Origin of the sequence: Lysinibacillus sp. FSL K6-0102, assembly GCF_038003545.1 — a bacterium.
GTDB lineage: Bacteria > Bacillota > Bacilli > Bacillales_A > Planococcaceae > Lysinibacillus > Lysinibacillus capsici.
In genome coordinates this window covers 2,331,851-2,346,533 of record NZ_JBBOPH010000001.1, presented here as the reverse complement: position 1 = coordinate 2,346,533, position 14,683 = coordinate 2,331,851, and the positions used below count along the sequence as shown (strand labels likewise).

Annotated in this window: 12 protein-coding genes and 2 pseudogenes; 7 read left to right on the top strand and 7 right to left on the bottom strand. The window is 32.2% G+C overall.

Features of this window, described 5'->3' with window-relative positions; all coding sequences use genetic code 11:
* Positions 1 to 337: 337 nt before the first annotated feature.
* Entirely contained in the window at positions 338 to 1,234 is an 897-nt protein-coding gene (locus NYE73_RS11850) for a TetR/AcrR family transcriptional regulator (RefSeq protein WP_048394548.1), read from the bottom strand.
* Positions 1,235 to 1,428: 194 nt separating this feature from the next.
* On the opposite strand from NYE73_RS11850, the gene NYE73_RS11845 reads away from it, so the two are divergent.
* A complete protein-coding gene (locus NYE73_RS11845) occupies positions 1,429 to 1,842 on the top strand; it encodes a gamma-type small acid-soluble spore protein (protein ID WP_259950646.1) in 414 nt (137 codons plus the stop codon).
* 159 nt (positions 1,843 to 2,001) lie between these two features.
* Here the strand turns inward: NYE73_RS11845 and NYE73_RS11840 are convergent, their stop codons facing one another.
* Entirely contained in the window at positions 2,002 to 2,502 is a 501-nt protein-coding gene (locus tag NYE73_RS11840; RefSeq protein WP_259950645.1) for an RrF2 family transcriptional regulator, read from the bottom strand.
* 170 nt (positions 2,503 to 2,672) lie between these two features.
* Here NYE73_RS11840 and NYE73_RS11835 point away from each other — a divergent pair, with 170 nt between their 5' ends.
* On the top strand, positions 2,673 to 3,314 hold the full coding sequence (locus tag NYE73_RS11835) for an FMN-dependent NADH-azoreductase (protein ID WP_259950644.1): 642 nt from the start codon (positions 2,673 to 2,675) through the stop codon (positions 3,312 to 3,314).
* A 14-nt stretch (positions 3,315 to 3,328) separates the two neighbouring features.
* Positions 3,329 to 3,766, top strand: coding sequence for a carboxymuconolactone decarboxylase family protein (locus NYE73_RS11830; protein ID WP_259950643.1), 438 nt, complete (start codon positions 3,329 to 3,331; stop codon positions 3,764 to 3,766).
* Between the two features lie 634 nt (positions 3,767 to 4,400).
* On the opposite strand, the gene NYE73_RS11825 is transcribed toward NYE73_RS11830, so the two are convergent.
* Together NYE73_RS11825 and NYE73_RS11820 are read right to left on the bottom strand one after the other, a co-directional pair.
* Positions 4,401 to 4,946, bottom strand: a complete 546-nt coding sequence (locus NYE73_RS11825) for a hypothetical protein (RefSeq protein WP_103118026.1) — start codon at positions 4,944 to 4,946, stop codon at positions 4,401 to 4,403.
* A gap of 302 nt (positions 4,947 to 5,248) precedes the next feature.
* The gene (locus tag NYE73_RS11820; protein ID WP_259950642.1) at positions 5,249 to 5,596 is read right to left on the bottom strand and encodes a hypothetical protein; all 348 of its coding nucleotides are present in this window, start codon (positions 5,594 to 5,596) and stop codon (positions 5,249 to 5,251) included.
* Between the two features lie 468 nt (positions 5,597 to 6,064).
* Between NYE73_RS11820 and NYE73_RS11815 the strand changes: the two genes are divergently transcribed.
* On the top strand, positions 6,065 to 7,567 hold the full coding sequence (locus NYE73_RS11815; protein WP_259950640.1) for an SH3 domain-containing protein: 1,503 nt from the start codon (positions 6,065 to 6,067) through the stop codon (positions 7,565 to 7,567).
* Positions 7,568 to 7,980: 413 nt separating this feature from the next.
* Here NYE73_RS11815 and NYE73_RS11810 read toward each other — a convergent pair whose 3' ends face one another.
* Entirely contained in the window at positions 7,981 to 8,589 is a 609-nt protein-coding gene (locus NYE73_RS11810; RefSeq protein ID WP_036080766.1) for a YpjP family protein, read from the bottom strand.
* A gap of 541 nt (positions 8,590 to 9,130) precedes the next feature.
* Between NYE73_RS11810 and NYE73_RS11805 the strand changes: the two are divergent.
* Both NYE73_RS11805 and darG read left to right on the top strand, forming a co-directional pair.
* Positions 9,131 to 9,428 (top strand): annotated as a pseudogene (locus NYE73_RS11805) (spore coat protein CotJB).
* Positions 9,429 to 9,755: 327 nt separating this feature from the next.
* Positions 9,756 to 10,781 carry a type II toxin-antitoxin system antitoxin DNA ADP-ribosyl glycohydrolase DarG gene (gene darG / locus NYE73_RS11800; protein WP_259950636.1) on the top strand — a complete coding sequence of 342 codons (1,026 nt, stop codon included), beginning with the start codon at positions 9,756 to 9,758 and terminating at the stop codon, positions 10,779 to 10,781.
* 54 nt (positions 10,782 to 10,835) lie between these two features.
* On the opposite strand, the pseudogene NYE73_RS11795 reads toward darG, so the two are convergent.
* Positions 10,836 to 11,753: pseudogene (locus NYE73_RS11795) on the bottom strand (IS3 family transposase); the annotation flags it as partial.
* A gap of 197 nt (positions 11,754 to 11,950) precedes the next feature.
* Complete coding sequence (gene darT, locus NYE73_RS11790) at positions 11,951 to 12,583, bottom strand: type II toxin-antitoxin system toxin DNA ADP-ribosyl transferase DarT (RefSeq protein ID WP_259950634.1); 633 nt, start codon at positions 12,581 to 12,583, stop codon at positions 11,951 to 11,953.
* A 572-nt stretch (positions 12,584 to 13,155) separates the two neighbouring features.
* Between darT and NYE73_RS11785 the strand changes: the two genes are divergently transcribed.
* The gene (locus tag NYE73_RS11785) at positions 13,156 to 14,658 is read left to right on the top strand and encodes a reverse transcriptase domain-containing protein (RefSeq protein WP_259950632.1); all 1,503 of its coding nucleotides are present in this window, start codon (positions 13,156 to 13,158) and stop codon (positions 14,656 to 14,658) included.
* Positions 14,659 to 14,683 lie beyond the last annotated feature (25 nt).

Genomic DNA, 14,683 nt, shown 5'->3' with positions numbered 1-14,683 from the left:
CACCTCCACAATCTGTAAAATTATTATAACACTTCCTGAATTAGTAATTCACTTAAACCGAGAATGTATTGTCGTCTATGGTGAGCTTACTTGTTGTGTCTTAATACGGTTTCAACATGAATTGGGTAGGAATTATAGAACAAAGTATAATTGGTGGGAAATGTATACTTTTATTATTTCCGCTTTATGAAAAATGACACGATTCCACCAAGTATCGAATATTCACTGACAAAAGAATGAAAAAACTTAATGCCCTCACTAGTATTAATAGCCAGCGAATACAAAAGAAAAAACCAACTTTATGCTAAAAAGCTGGTCTAGTTATTCAATCATTCATTTATGACTTGCTGTTTTTCATCTTCATAAAGAGCCAGAAAAGGTTGGCTATTTCTTCAGCTTCATATTTATAAATCGTTTCAGCGAAAGAAGCACGAAATGGCTGTAGCATGATCTCTAAAACACTCATGCGGGGTGTTTCTCTCTTCATTTCATCCAAAAGTAAGCTAGAGAGTTCGAGTGATTTTTGTGGAAGTTCGATTGTCGAGATTTTTTTACAAAATTTCTCTAATTTCTCTTGTATTTCTTTACTAGTAATGGACTTATAGGCTAGATCCTTTTCTAATAAAAACATTTCCTGTGGCTCTAATAGAATTTCTCCACTCTTAATCATTTCTGGCAGAAAACTTTCTACATATTTCAATGACCGAGTAACCACTTTTTTTAGATCTATCGTCATATTAGTAGCCAAATTCCAATAAAAAGATAAATATTGGAATGTGCCAAAAAAGACGACCGCACACTCATAATAATAGTGCTTTCCTTCTTCTCCATAAATATCATAGAATCTGTTTTTTAACCAGGTGATTTCATGAAAGCGATGTTCCGCAAGAATTTCTTGCAGCTCTTCATCATGCAAAAAGGAGATTTCTCGAAATAATGGCATTAAATTATATTTTTCTTTAATTTTTAATGTGGCGATTAATTGTTCAATTAAAACGTCTACATCATCTTTTTTCTTACCAACTAAAATTTCCTCTTTTAAAACATTTCGCTCTTGACGATTTTGCTCTAATACGGCTTTCAGGCATTCGTTTTTAGATGAAAAATAATTATAAAATGTACCTTTCGAAATATTTGCCTTATCTAAAATATCCTGAACCGATGTATGCTGATACCCTTTTTCAGTAAATAATTGTAATGTTGATTCGATAACGATTTGTTTACGATCTTTCATACATTTCTCCAATCTCTAAACACAATAACGAACTTACTACAATTATACTAGGAAAACTAGATTTCTTAAACTATGCAAATTTGATACTAGAGGTCCTCACTCTGTAGTGCCAGTCCAAATCGGTTAGGTTTTTCTAAAATGTATGGATAGTAAAAAACCTTCTGCACACACTACTTTTCAGGAGGTGATATTTAATGGCGAATAATAACAACAACCAAAATTTCAACTCAAAAATTCCTAATGCAGCTCCAAACGCAATGAATTCAATGAATGTTGAATTCGGGAACGAGACTGATGTTAATCAAATCAGACAACAAATTCAACAAGCTGAAGCTAAAAAACAACAGGCTTCTGGTTCTATGAACGCAATGAAGTCAACGAACGTTGAATTTGGGAATGAAACTGATGTTAACCAAATCAGACAACAAATTCAACAAGCTGAAGCTAAAAAGCAACAGGCTTCTGGTTCTATAAACGCAATGAAGTCAACGAACGTTGAATTTGGGAATGAAACTGATGTTAACCAAATCAGACAACAAATTCAACAAGCTGAAGCAAACAAAAAATTTGCTTCTGGTAAATTTGCTAACGAAAATAATTCAAAATAGCTTTCATTCAACATCCGCAGCCGGCATCTTTGCCGGTTTTTTTGTTTCTCAAAAAACGGTATAACATGCACTTTTAGCAAATTTAGATAAAATTCTCGCTTTAGATTTAATTCAGGTAAACCGAATTTACATACATCTAAAATGATTCGATTGAAGTTATCAATTTGTTTTTTTAAAAAAATTTTTTGCTTCTTCTATTTGCTTCTTAGGTAGAGTCCGCAGTAATTCTTCTTCTAACCACGCTATCGTTTTGCTTCTTAAATAATTTCGCATGTGTTCTTCCGCTTCCAGCATGACACTATTGATAGTACAGTTCGATTGACTTGAACAAGATTCACACTTTTGTTTTTTATTTTGATAAGCAAAATTCGCTTTAATATTCTTACACTGAAATATCGGATCTTCACCTTCAACAGCTCGCACAACATCCCAAAATGTAATATCTTCAGGTTTTCTATTGAGTCGATAACCCCCTTTTACACCAGATACCGAGCTAACAATGCCTTCCTTGGACAATTTCCCTAAAACTTTTGAAAGATAGGTCTCCGATAATCCTTGAAATTCTGATAAATCCTTTATTCCTATACTTTCATTTTTTGGTACATCAATTAAATAAACAAGACTGTGTAGGGCATATTCAACCATCACACTATATTTCATTATTTCACCCTCTTAAAACATTTTGCTTACCATGATAGTAACACATTTTAGCAATACATAAATGAATCAGTTTGACAAACGAGAATGAAAAGCGTATATTGTAGACAAAGTTAATCAACGATTAAATTAATCGACGATTATTAACATCTTTATTTAACTGGAGGATTTTTATGAGTAAACTACTTGTGATAAATGCACACCCTGAAGTGGAATCAAAGACATCTTTGAGCCTTCAAGTATTGGACTATTTTCTAGGGACATACAAGGAAAATAAACAGGATGATGAAGTAATTGAGCAAATTAATCTATATGAAGACGTTGTTCCGATGATAGATAAAGTTGTTTTAAGTGGCTGGGAACATTCACGAAATGGAGATCCTTTAACACACGAAGAAAATGAAGTTTTGGAACACATGAATGAAATTTTAGTTCAATTTAAAAGTGCAAATAAATATCTAATTGTGATGCCTTTGCATAATTTTAATATTCCTTCAAAGCTAAAGGATTATATGGATAACATTCTAATTGCGCGAGAAACATTCAAATATACGGAAAATGGTTCTGTGGGCTTATTAAATGATGGAAGGAGCATAATCATCATACAGGCAAGTGGTTCAATTTATACAAATGGCGATTGGTATACCGAAGTGGAATATTCTTACAAATACCTTAAATCAATGTTTGCCTTTCTTGGAATAGAAGATTTTAATATTCTTCGTGTCCAAGGAACAGCCTTATTGAATACAGAAGATGTCTTGCAAAATGCACTTTATCAAGCGGATCAATTATCAGTTGAATTAGCTAATAAATAATGGAGGGATTCACAATGACACAACGTATGAATTATTATGAAATTGCACCAGATGCTATGAAGATAATGATGGAAATGGAAAAATACACTAAAAAAAGTAGTATTGAGAGAAAGCTTCGTGAGCTTATTAAAATTAGAGCTTCTCAAATTAATGGCTGTGCCTATTGCATCAACATGCACACTGCTGATGCGAAGAAAATGGGAGAGACTGAACAGCGCTTATACTGCATTAGCGCTTGGAGAGAATGTACTTTTTATTCAGATGCTGAAAAAGTAGCATTAGAATTAACGGAACATATTACGCTTATTCCAGATAAACGCGTTCCTGATGAATTATATGAGCGTGTTCGCAAGCATTTTGATGAAAAGGCTTATGTCGATTTGGTTATCTTGATTAATCAAATTAACAGTTGGAATCGAATTTCTATTGCTATGGGCAATGTTGCGGAATAATAAATGGCTGCCTTAACAGGTAGCTATTTTTCTTATAGTAGTTGGATATCAATTTGAGTCGTACTTTCATTTGGCAGTTCCCCCTATCTCCCTTTAACAAAATGTTTAAATGTAAGTTTAGGAAATAAAAAAATTTCCCGGGTAAGCGCAAGAAAAGACAAAATCAATCCCACATTCCTCCATCAAGCGACTGATTTCTTCATTTTCCTTGCCTTTTGAAATACTGGCAGAAGGCAGGGGCTATAATTATTTCCTCTTAAATGTCTTCTATGACCATGCAATCTTAGAAAATTATTAGTGTACATACTTTCACTTACCTCTCTCAGTATTGTTTTTTCGCACAAAAAAAACACTCGTCATGTAAACGAGTGTTTCGTAATTAGTATGACAACCAATTAGGTGCTGTGTAGATTTTTAAGGCTTTTTAAATTCTTGCAAGTTTATTAAGATTGGGGTTAAATATTGAGTGGTCTTTCACTTGTTTCCAACATACACGTACAGTGAACATGTTTATTTTGTAATGGAAATTTGATTAGCGTATTTCCGTATACTTTTGATAAAACTTAATAATATCAATTTACACTGTTTATTAACGTAATTCACTATATCGCATAGTTCATTGTATTTGTTTAACCTATGCAACTTTTGTTACTACCAATGCAGCATTATCATAAGTTATGAGTCCCGTTGAACTTACTATGGCAACTCGTATAACATCACCCTGGTTTAACGCTAATTGGTCTGTTCTTGATACTAAATCTACTTCAATATTAGCAGCAGTTACAAAGGTTTGATATTCAATCTGTTTTGTTGCAAGAGGAGTCCCATTTATAGAGAGGCGAAAAATAATATTATTCGATATTCCTCCTGAACTTGCTCTTAATTCAATTGTAAACGTAACAGTATATACCCCTTGACTATTAACAGTAATAGAATCATCAATTGTACTTGGTGTTGTTCCACTGGAAGGTCCGACTGTGTCGAAATTAACATTTGGATCAATAGTAGGATTTCCTCCAGCTACGTTATATATTGAACCATAAGCTGGGATAAATTGTACTGCTTCTTCTTGAGTTGGCACATTGGGACAACTAGAAACCCTAAACTTGGAGAAACTTTTACAGTCTTCACACCCCTCGCAATCATTGCAAAGCTTATTGAATCCATGATTATTAGACAAATGTATCCTCCCTTCTATTATTTCGATTAGAATATTTTATGTTTTTTAGGTCATATTCGTTTGTACATAAGAAAGGAGTTTGCCCATGACATTTTTCCTTTTAATAAATACTAAGTACATCCCAGTCATTTAGCTGTTTCATCAATCAGCATATTTCGCTTAACCAATACCCTTTGTACTGAAACTCAGTCAAAAATGGTTTGAGTTTTTTTGTGTATGTGAATCCTTTAATTTATCAAAATATTATAGGTGTGTAACTTTTTCTCCAAAAATGAGCATCAAATGGCATAAGCTAAATACTATTATTTTATGTCAACAATTATTCTCGCTACTCTATATTCACCTTCTATCTCTATCGCCATATTGCTATCAATATCATTCGTAATTTCCACAGCCCTTATTTTATATATATTCGTTCCGGTATTCAGCCTGTAACCCTCTTCTTGTTTTGTAGGTAAATCTGTTGTTTGTTCTTTTATTTCTCCGACTTTTTCTTCTATTTTATCATTTGGGATCGGTTCATTAGTAACAATATAATTATGACCATTCCAATTAAATACAGGGAAAGAAATATTGTCTTGATTTCGTTCATTGCACCCAGTTAACAGAAGGAAAGTAACTAAAAATAACAAAATTGATCTTTTTATCATATTTGTTCCTCCACCAAAGAAGATGAGGGTATTAACCAAATCTTCTTTTGCATCTTTTTATTTTTTAGTATTCATATAATATTTTTTCATAAGTTCTATCAGCCTATGGATAGTTTTTATAAGTTGTTGAAAAAATTTTCCAGCAACGTTGTATTTTACTTCTTTATAATTTGTCACCATATATACGACTCCACCTACTATAATCTGTATGAATATAATAACCCGTAGAAGCAGATTCGGCTGACTTACTGATACACTTACTCCAAATGAAACAGAATTTGTTCACTAAAATAGTATCACTATTTACAACCCTTTCACCGAAACAATATATGTTAGGCTTTTATCACTCTACCCTGTTAAATGAAAGAAACATTGAATATTACCCCTATCCCAAATATTGGGTTTATGATAACATATATCTGAATCTTTTAACTTTGGAAAATATGAAAGGAAGTGTAATAAACAGATATGAAAAAAATATTGAAACCATTGATTAGTGGTATTGTCATTGGTGCCCTCTCTCTAACTATAAATATAGATAAAAATGTATTAGCTAATGATATTGCAAATACATGTAAGTATGATTCGGCATCGAAGGTCAACCCTGATTATTCCACAATGAACTGTTTGTTAACCGAAACAGCACTGAGTTATAATGTTCCTCCTGAAATTGTGAAGGCAATAGCGGAAGGTGAAAGTGGAAATTGGCGTCATTTCGATATGAATGGTAAAGCGATTGTGACAGCTGATAATGGAATTGGCATTATGCAAATTACCAATCAAGCTGACTACAATCAAGATAGACTAAAAAGCGATATTGTCTATAATATTCGAGCTGGTGTGGAGACTCTAGATGATATGTTTAAGCGGAAGGATTTGCCTAGCATCAACGGTGGGAAAAGAGATATATTGGAACATTGGTACTTCGCTATCATGGCTTATAACGGTACTAAGCCGGTAAATAGTCCATTTGTCCAAGCAACTGGGGAAAGAAATGCAAATGCCTATCAAGAAAAAATTCTCCGAATTATTGAGAGATTAGAATTAATAGACTTAACAGAGCTGCCTTTTACACGTGAACATTTTCAATATGACTCTAACAGCAGGGAAAATATTAAATTTTCAGCGATGAACTATGATTTTGATTTACCATTAACAAAATCAAAATACTTTTTTAAAACAAATCAAAAAGTTAATGCAACAACTAATGTAACAGTTAGGACAAAACCTACTACGGATAGTCCTTCTATGGGTACTTTACGTAAAGGCGAAATTGTTACAATTACGGGCCCTTTTGAATATGAAGCAGTATCAACGAAGAAAAACCATTTTGTTTGGTATCCTGTGAAAAGAAATGACGGGACAGAGGGGTATGTAGCATCAAGTTATTTAAACTACTCAGCTTCAACACCTACAACTCCTACAACTCCAGTAGGTAGTATAGATGTATCAAAGTTCGCTGATTACAAGGCAGACCAGTACTGGGCAGAGGATTTTCAATGGGCAGTAAACAAAGGACTTATCAGCGGTTATCCAAACGTATACAACCCTGCAACAAAGAAATACGAAAACTTACTGAAACCAAACACGAATTTAACAGAAAATCAGATGTTATCTGTACTTTTCCGTTACTTTAAGTCTGATGAATTAGCTTCAACAAAACCTAGTTCTTCATGGAGTGCAGATGTAAACTATCAACTAGCAAGTAAGTACGCTCTACCAACGCTTGGTGGTATATCAGCATCTAAACAGGTATATGCAGTCAAAGACATCACACGTGGTAATTTTGCTCGTATCCTAGCATCTATGCATTATGGAAAAACAGTATCTCAGAAAGAGGCCATCCAGTTTCTACGTGACTTCGATTTAACAACTACTAAAACGGATGCAGAGTTTAAACCGAATGATTCACTAACAAGAGCGCACGCAGTGGCATTCTTCCACCGTTATGAGCAAATATTCAATAAATAAATTGCTATCTATAAGTGAAAAGGTGACTATAAAAGTCACCTTTTCACTTATATAGTTTGTCTAAATGGTGCTGCTATAAAGCCCTATGTGTAGTTAAGGGAGAGGCTATGAAAGTATAACAAAAGGACTTACATATAGGATAATCAATCATAAACACAAGTCCTATTCATATTGTTGGAAAGCACCTTCAATCGAGAGTGCTCAATGTAGCTATTGATATCAGCTATCGCTACAATTCAATTGATAAATCTAAGAAAATCAAAAAATTAAGAATTTGGGGTACTTTTTAGGGTACATGCTTTCCCCTACCTCCCCCACTCTGAAAAATTAAAAGTTATAACTCAATGACATTTTACAAACGCTGAGATATTCACAAAAAAACACTCGTCATGTAAACGAGTGTTTCGTACTTATTATGACAACCACTTAGGTGGTGTGTTTTTTTCCCAATAGATATCGCCAAGGTTGTTGTGTGCCATGAAGTTGTCCTCGACACTGTGGTAATGGAAGTTGTAGTAGTAGCCTTCCTGCGGTCTTTTTTCTGTGCGCACATGGAAACGAATTAAATCTGTGCCTGTTTCATTGTTGATGACATTGAAAATTTTCTCACCGTAATTACCACTTGGCCTTTCAGAGATGGTTAAAGATGCAGCAGTTTGATCATCAAGATTAGCCACTGTCATTGCAATAGCTTCCTCCATTTTTGGGAAGATGATGCTGTCGAATTCATTGCTAATTTTTGGACCAATTTTTGTGCCAAATTTTATGTACGATTGTTCTCTAGCTGCATCCACCAGTAAGGCATTATAATCAATCGCTTCCTCTTGTATCTGTAGCTGCTCGTCACTGCTGTCATCATGCTCAGCCGCTAAAGCAGTGCTTGTCCCTGATGAAGGGCCGATAGATGCACGGTTCGAAGGATTTTGATCAAATGCTTCCCAAATCTCATGTGTAGGCGTTATTAAACCAAATGTTAAAAACGCAACCATGATGACTATACTTTTCTTAACCCACGTTTTCATTTATTGTCACCTACTCTTTATGTACAAATTGGTAATTCTCCTATTATTATATACGTTCTCGCCATTAAAAGGTTTCATATTTCTATAATTCATTGTACAATATTTATGAATAATGTGTCGTTTTTTTAAAGGAGGTACAAAGCATGAGCATCGCAATGGGTATTGGTCTTTTATTAATGTTAGGTTACTTATCATCTTTATGTTTCACGGACTAATTTTTATATTTTGTAATATGTACCCTACAAAGCCCCTTAAAGCCTGTTATATACAGTCTTTTGGGGTTTTTCATTTTTCCTTTACATTGCATAGTAACGCAAAATAATGCACACAGTTGGGGCTCGTTTTGGGACTATGTTGGGGCTTGTTGGGGCTAATATAATATTAATAATTCTTGGCGGCGTGTAAGCAAAATTTCAAATTTAGTAATAAGTATTAACTCAATTTTTAAAAAATTCGCTAATCTAAAATACTATGATGAGAAATATAAAGAATAGAACTTAGCGTTTAGCCCCTACCCGCCTCCAGTAAGGAGGGAATTAGAGTGAGTAAAAAGATGCCACCCGAATTTTATACCCTACTGGAAGAAATACAAGCCATCGATTTTGTCATTGTTGAATTAAATCTATACTTGGATACTCATCCCAATGATTATGATGCAATTTAATGAAAATACTGAAAAAAGTATGAAACTTAAAGTTAATTTTGAGCAAAAATTTTGTCCATTAATGAATTTTGGAATAAGTTATTCAAGTTATTCGGACTATCCTTTCAAGTGGGTTGATACGCCTTGGCCATGGCAGGTCCAGAGTCTAGGAGGAATAATTTTTGTGGTACTATGAAAAGAAACTCCAATATCCGGTTAAGGTTAGTACATGTATCAAACTATAACATCACTACTAGTATTATCATTGATAAGAGGATCATTTATCTTCTCAAATTTATTTCTAGAAATCATGATGCCTTCATTTTAAATTTTTGCTATATTTGTTACATGACTAAATTGATTTATATTTACTTCACCATGTGCAATTTTCCGGTAAATATTTCATAACCTCAGGACTAGTTAATAAATCTTAAGCAGTCTTTGAACTCAAAATATTTTATTGTCTCCAAATGTAATTGAATACATATCAACGGTACCATATAATGTGAAAAGGAGTGTTTCTATGTTAAATTTTAAAAATGATGATTTATTTAATTATGTAAATAAAGTAGATGCGATAATTAATACCGTTAATATTGTAGGTGTAATGGGCAAAGGAATTGCATTGGATTTTAAAAAGAGATATCCTGAAAATTACTCTGAATACAAAAAACTTTGCAGCCAAAAATTAATAGATATCGGTAATAGCTACGTAAATACAATTAAGCATAGTGAGAATGGTACAAAATATATTATTAATCTCCCTACAAAAAAACATTGGCGGAACCCCTCTAAGCTTGAATATATCGAAAAAGGATTAGATAACTTAATTGATATTATAGAAAAATATAATATAAAATCTCTTGCTATGCCTGCACTAGGATGCGGGAATGGAAATCTTGATTGGACAATTGTTAAACCGTTAATAATTACTAAATTAAGTCATCTTGAAAATATTGAAATTATTGTTATAGAACCATCAAATAAAGCAAAAAAAATAGTTCCTAAACCGCGACTAACAATAGGTAGAAAAAGACTATTATTGCTTATGGATTATTATAATGCAAACACTTCTGATGACCTAATTACTCATATAGAAGTTAATTTATTATCTTATTTGTTGAATTACTCTAGTTCAAACACAAAATTTGAAATGACACGTAATGGTCCCTTTAATAAAGATATAAACAAATTATTAATTGCTTTTAATACTCACTATCTAACTACTATTCCGACTAATAAAAATAATGGTACACAGATTAAAGTAATTGCTAGTAGAATTCCTTCAAAAAAAGATGTCTTTAGTGACGATGAATTTTTAAGAGTTAAAAACCTTGTAGATGATTTTACCAATTACAGTGATCTATTAATATTATCTATGGCTCATTGGTTTAAATTTAATGAAAAATCACCTACTAGCTTTATTAATCAAATTAAGAATTGGTTTGACCAAAATAACCATAAATATGATGAAAAAATTATTATTAAAGCTATCAATAGGATTGAAAAAATATATTCCAAATCAGAAAACTTATCATTAGAATTATAAAGAGGTTGGGACATTTGTAAACTGTACCCTTTGTAAAGGACATTTTGAAAAAGGTTAGGCAACTTCTTGAAGCTGCTGTCTGTATTTTACAGGCGGCAGCTTTTTTAAATCCCACTGACCTCGATAATGGTTATAATAGATCATATAGCTTTTCACTTCTTGTTTTACATCTTCTAATGTCTCACAATCTTTTATATTCGTCTCATCTTTAAAATGTCCAAAGAATGATTCTTGAGGTGCGTTGTCCCAACAGTTTCCTCTGCGTGACATCGATTGACCTAAGCCCATTTGTTTCACGAGTTTTTGGAACGCTGGATTGGTATAATGAAAACCTTGGTCTGAATGGATGAAGGCGTCCTGAGCTAGGTGCTTTAACTTTTTCAGTTTTTTCAAAGTGTCGAGCACAATTTCCATTGTGATGCTATCTGCTACTTCATACGCCAAAATCTCATTCGTCTCAGCGTCTTTAATCGTTGATAAATAAGCACGTTTACCATTTTTATATGTCAAATACGTAATATCTGTTAAGAGGACTTTACCAGCCACGCCTTGTTTAAATTGGCGTTCGAGCAGATGTGGACACGTACGATGTTCTTGTGTGACTTTGGCTAGACGACGGTAAGGATTCGCTTTACGAATTGGACAGATAACCCCAAACTTCTTCATAATGCGGCGAATTCGCTTCAGATTATAGGTAATACCATATTGATGGTAAAGCGTCATTTTGATTTGACGGGCTCCTTTGTGACGTCGTCGGAATCGATACGCTTTTAAAATCACTTCCTTTACGACTTCATCTGCTTGGTGTTTCATCGCTCTTTTTTGAAGAGATTCTTCCTTAAAATAGTTATAATAGCCTGAGCGTGATACCTCCAACACTTCACAAAGATAGCGTACCATTCGCTTCAATCCATACGTTTCAATCGTTTGACCAATCAGTTCAAACTTCAGTTCTGGTGCGAGTTTTATTTCAAATTCATTTTGTTGGTGGGGTGTTAAAAAGTTCTTAGTCATAGTAGTGGCTCCGAATCTTGTTTTTTCAATTATAAACAAAAATGCCCTATAAGATGACCTTTTTCAAGTGTCTATCTTATAGGGTACAGTTTATTGTATGTCCCAACCTCTTTATAATTCTAATTTTTTAAGTTACTTCATGCGGTCATATTAATTCAAACTAATTGATAATACCAATTTTCTCTAACGTAAACAGGTATTTGGATATTCGCATCCCTTAAAATATCTTCTATGATTTCAGCTATATTATTATTATTAACTACTATTTCTACAATTAATTCATTAGAGAAAAATTCATGTACAAGAAATTCAGCTTGTTTCCTTCTTTTCCTATCATTATCTTCATCGGTATTTCTCCAAGACCATGATTCAATTAAATCCCAATCAATATTGTCTAAATCAGCTATATCTTTGTAAAAATAAGTACCATTAGAATTAGCCTGTCCATCGGTAAATACAAAATCCACATCATTTTTAATTATTAAATCAGTATTTGATACTAAATAAATAATAGGTTCTTGCCCCTCATCATAGCTTGAAGCAAACCCTGTTGCACAGGCATACAACATTGGAGAACGATTTGTAAAATAAAAAGGAACATAATCATGTAAAGTTTGATATGGAGGTTGCGGTACAATTATGTCTTCTCGTGTGGATTGAATATTATTATTTGAGATGTCTCTATAACGAATATTTTCTTCTCTCATATTATTTCTTGAATATTGTCCTTTATTTTTAATCAACTGATGTAAATTTTCATAGTGCATAATTCTATAAATATTAGGCACAATCATCACCCCTCCGCTAAAATATAACAAAATTATACAATAAAGACCATTTTATATATATACTATTTTTATATGAGTAATATCAAAATATTGACTTCCAAAGTGAATGCCACTGTACAAAACGGTATAAACACAAAATTGCCGATTCCTAATTTTGGAGACGGCGGGGTTTTGACCAACATCTCCAAAAACGTTGTTATATCAACATTTATAAGCACTTTTTCTGTTCATTTTTAAAAAAGTGCTCCTACGCGGTTACCTACGAAGAACTAAAATTATGTGTTGTAAGAGTTAAAAATTAAAGTTAATCCCGTAACATTTAAATATTTTTTTATAATACAATACAACTTATATTTCCCTTTCAATCAATATAATGGTAACATAGTATTAACGTCATTAGGTGACTATTGTGGGAATTGCGTATGCTATGTTTATTTAAATATAGCGTTGGAGAAAGGACTTTCTCATAAAAGGACTTTTGAGAGTTGAGCTTATTTTTACTTGCAAGAGCCACGAAAAAATCCTCCTTATTATTTAATAAGGGGGCATTTTTTATATAAGGAGTGTTTTAAATGTTAAAAGATGAAATCGAAGAAATGATTCGAGAACTTTCCCTTAGAAAAATTAATGAATTTGAAAAATATCATAACAACTTAGAAGCTGAGTTCCAACGAAATCTTAAACGAGGCGGTTCTAATTCAAAAAAAGAAGTTAAGTTCCCGAAAGAATGGAGTATTGATAAAAAACATAATCCATATTATGTTTTAAAACAAATTAAACAAATATCTAATTCTATTTTCAATAAGATAATATCCAACAACTATACCCCTTATGAACCGTTTATTGATGAAATAAACAAAAAAGGTAGTAATAAAAAAAGAAGAATTTATAAATTTCAAATCCCTGATGAAGCAATTTCAAATTTAATTTACAGTAAACTTCTAGCTAAGAATAGACACAGATTTAGTTCTTTTTCTTATGCTTATAGAAATGATAGAAATGTACATTTTGCTGTAAAGGATATAGCAATAGATATAAAAATGAGCCCAAGAACTTTTATTGCTGAATTTGATTTCAAGGACTTTTTTGGGTCTATAAATCATTCATATATAAATAATCAATTTAATCAAAATGGCTTTTTAGTTAGTGATTTTGAGGAAGAAATAATAAAAAAGTTTTTATCTTTTATGGAAGGAGAAAAAGGTATACCTCAAGGCACTTCTATTTCCCTTTTCTTAGCAAATATGGTTTGCTGGAAACTTGATAAAAATTTAGAAAGAGAAGGGTTAAGATTTGCTAGATACGCAGATGATACAATTATTTGGACAAATAGTTATGAGAAAATAAACAAAACATTTGATATTATCGATACATTTTCTAAAGAAACTGGTGTAGAAATAAATTTACTTAAATCTGACGGTATTAGTTTACTAACAAAAGAAGGATTTCCTACAGAATTAAAAGCAAAAGAGTATTTAGAATTCTTAGGATATCGACTCTCGAATAATTATGTATCTATAAAAGAAGAATCTGTAGTTAAAATTAAACAGCATATTAGCTATATTCTTTATAAAAATCTAATTAAACCTTTAAAACAGGCTCGACTATCAAATATAACAATTCCCTCTAATAATCAAGATAGGGATTTACTTGTTGCTATTTTACAAATCCGTAGATATTTATATGGGAATTTAAATGATTCTCTCTTAAGAAATTATTTAAGTGGAAATTATAAAAGATTAAACTTTAAAGGGTTAATGAGTTTTTATCCATTGATTGATGATGAAAACCAACTTAAAGAACTAGATAGATGGCTAGTATGTACTATATTGAATGCTATAAAAAAAAGAAAAAAATTATTATTTAATCATGGACACAACAACTTGAATTCATTCCCATTTAACGCTAATTCAACTTTATTACTTAGCATTTGTAAAAGAGCAATCATCAATGGAAACAAAGGGACAATGGAAATCCCCAGTTTTTTAAGAATTTACCATGCTATAAAGCTTAACGTTAAGACTGTTGGTATTGAAAAAACTATGCACATTAATTCAAATAAATATAATTATTAATTATAAATTAATTATTATATCATCC